We start from the raw sequence: 2,434 nt of genomic DNA, 5'->3' as shown, positions 1-2,434 counted from the left end.
GACTAGAGTCTCAAAGCCACCTGGCTTTTTCAACGGCTCTGGCGCTCCTGGGTTGCTGTGATGTCATTACGATACAGGGATGCTGGGGACTTGAACAGGTTTTCGCCAAAATGAGAATTGCTGGTCTTGACCTTGAGTCTCTCTGCCTTATCTGGTTGTCGAAGCCAGATGTTGAGACACATAGATAGTTATGGGATGGTCAGGGGTGCGAATCCCTTATATTCCACCAAGGGGTGGAAGTCCCACTAGGAGGTTATTTCAGGCATTGCAGCCCTATTTCACTCCTAAACGTCTCGCACGCTATATCAGCATCAAGAACATAATATTGTCCCTTGTTTATGGCAGTATAAATCCTGCTAATTGCGTCATGGGCTGACCGTCCTGGACGGAACCCGTAGCTTGTGCTTTCAAATCTCGATTCCCATTCAGGTTCGAGAGCCGACTTAACCAAGGCTTGCCTTGCTCTATCTTGGATTGTGGGTATTCCTATTCCAGCTTTTTTCATCCCTACCAGGTTTTGGAATCCAAACCCGTCGCAGTGGTTTTGCTTTGAGGTTTCCCTTAATGTTCTTGACCAGTTCAAACCTTTGTCTTGGAGAGATTACTCTTACTCCATCAACACCGGCTGTCTTCTTGCCTTGACCCGCTTGGGGGGCGGGTTTATTAAGCTGACTGTTGGGAAGCATGGCTGACCGTGGAACCCGCCCCTACAGCCGCACTGCTAGGAGCCGGGCATAATATGACTTCACCAATAGACGTTGCCACCTTCGTGCCTTTGCGTCTTGTCCCGATTTAGCTGCTTGAAATATACTCTTTTGGAGCTTGAAAACTCTCCGTTGAACCTTAGTCCATGGGATGGCCTTCCATGCGTTGTTCGTAGTCTTGATTGGTTTTGGTTTCCCAAATCCTTTCTTTAAACTCGCTATCGCCATTTGTACACCTACTAGGCTCTATTTCTTTACAATCAAACCGTGACCTGTTAGCATATCCCTGCCATTACAACAGGGCGTTGGCTTTTGGTCACATCTCACCCCCTAATAGGCTTGCGCTTACACTTTCACTACTGACTTTCTCGACCAGATTGTCAGAGCCTAAAAGGGGTTAAAACGTTCCATTTATATGGGCATTCCATCTTGAGATTTGTCCTATCCACCGGGGTACTTTAAAGGTCTGTGTAGGTAGTAAAAAAAGACCCCTACTTTTCCCCTTACTCTTTTGAATGCAGCGTATCAACCTATTTCGCTACTTAATCCTTACGATGGTTCAATCCGGACATTTGGTTTCCCTAATCATGGATGGTTGGCAGTGGTCGCGTCTGGTAGTAGGTTCTACTTCACGCCTTCCGTTCCCCGCTTCAATCCTGGGGTTATGATTCCCAAAACTGGGGGTGGCTATCGCCATTACCCTCATCTCCATTCCATTTATTCCTGTTCGGTTTCCCGATTTCTTTCCGGTTCGGTTTTCCGTCCCTTCAATTATTAAGAAATGTAAATAATTATTACGGAGTGTGTTGACCTTGGGTTCCCTGCCTTATTTGTATATTTCTATACAAATGTTGGGACATATAAACAGTTATGGGGATGGTCAGGAGTGCGCTCCTTATATTCAACCAAGGGGTTGAAATACCCATCAGGCGGTTATTTCGGGTATTGCAACCCTATTTCATGCCTGAACGTCTCGCACTTTTTCTCAAGGTTATAGCACAAGACAGAACAGTTAGGACGTATAATGGCAAGGATATCTATAGAAGACCCAAAAGGCCAGCCCCCTACAGTTACGACCTTAGACAAAAAGTTATTAATGCAATTGAACTAGACGGTATGCCCAAAACAGAAGCCAGTCAAGTTTTCCATGTCAGCCGGAACACCATCAATCTCTGGCTGCAAAGAAAAGAACACACCGGCGACTTCCTCCCTAAACCTAATCGCCCACCTGGTCATAGCCACCAAATTACCGACTGGCACAAATTCAAGGCTTTTGCCCAAGAGCATGGCCACAAAACCTCCGCTCAGATGGCTGAACTTTGGGATGACGACATCTCTCCTCGCACTATATCCAGAGCCTTGAAGAAAATTGGCTTCACCAGAAAAAAAACTTACGGCTACCAAGAACGTGATCAGCAACAGCGAGAGGAGTTTATTGCTCAGATTGAACATATGGAGCCGGAAGGGTTGGTTTACCTCGATGAAGCTGGCATGAATAGTCAAGACTCGGATTATCCTTATGGTTATAGCACTAGTCAATACGGTTAGGACGCAGCTTTTAGAGCGGAATCCATGGCATCATCGAGAGAATCAAACTGCTCACGTGCAATGGCGAATGCGGGCTTTCAACCACGACCAACATTTCTCTATCTTGTTGAGGTCTGGCGAATAAGGCCGAAGATAGAGTAAACGGCATTGAGCTGCCTCCACCAGTTCAGCCTGCCGCCTCC

4 protein-coding genes and 2 pseudogenes are annotated in these 2,434 nt (G+C 46.5%); 2 read left to right on the top strand and 4 right to left on the bottom strand.

Annotation, left to right across the window (positions count from 1 at the left end):
- On the top strand, positions 1-188 hold a 188-nt coding region (locus tag B9T16_RS27880), incomplete at its 5' end, for a hypothetical protein (RefSeq protein WP_410246303.1).
- A 65-nt stretch (positions 189-253) separates the two neighbouring features.
- Here B9T16_RS27880 and B9T16_RS27875 read toward each other — a convergent pair.
- The 3 genes from B9T16_RS27875 to B9T16_RS27865 are packed head-to-tail and all read right to left on the bottom strand — an operon-like array spanning position 254 to position 932.
- Entirely contained in the window at positions 254-505 is a 252-nt protein-coding gene (locus tag B9T16_RS27875) for a reverse transcriptase domain-containing protein (protein ID WP_410246302.1), read from the bottom strand.
- Positions 465-686, bottom strand: coding sequence for a hypothetical protein (locus B9T16_RS27870; protein WP_014275546.1), 222 nt, complete (start codon positions 684-686; stop codon positions 465-467). The genes B9T16_RS27875 and B9T16_RS27870 overlap by 41 nt, the downstream gene beginning before the upstream one ends.
- A gap of 21 nt (positions 687-707) precedes the next feature.
- On the bottom strand, positions 708-932 hold the full coding sequence (locus tag B9T16_RS27865; RefSeq protein WP_014275545.1) for a reverse transcriptase N-terminal domain-containing protein: 225 nt from the start codon (positions 930-932) through the stop codon (positions 708-710).
- A gap of 807 nt (positions 933-1,739) precedes the next feature.
- Between B9T16_RS27865 and B9T16_RS27860 the strand changes: the two are divergent.
- Positions 1,740-2,231: pseudogene (locus B9T16_RS27860) on the top strand (IS630 transposase-related protein); the annotation flags it as partial.
- 17 nt (positions 2,232-2,248) lie between these two features.
- On the opposite strand, the pseudogene B9T16_RS27855 reads toward B9T16_RS27860, so the two are convergent.
- A pseudogene (locus B9T16_RS27855) lies at positions 2,249-2,434 on the bottom strand (transposase); the annotation flags it as partial.

Source organism: Arthrospira sp. PCC 8006, from assembly GCF_046480465.1.
Classification (GTDB): Bacteria; Cyanobacteriota; Cyanobacteriia; order Cyanobacteriales; family Microcoleaceae; genus Limnospira; species Limnospira platensis.
The sequence above is the reverse complement of the archived record's forward strand: the minus strand, read 5'-3'. Positions and strand labels throughout refer to the sequence as shown.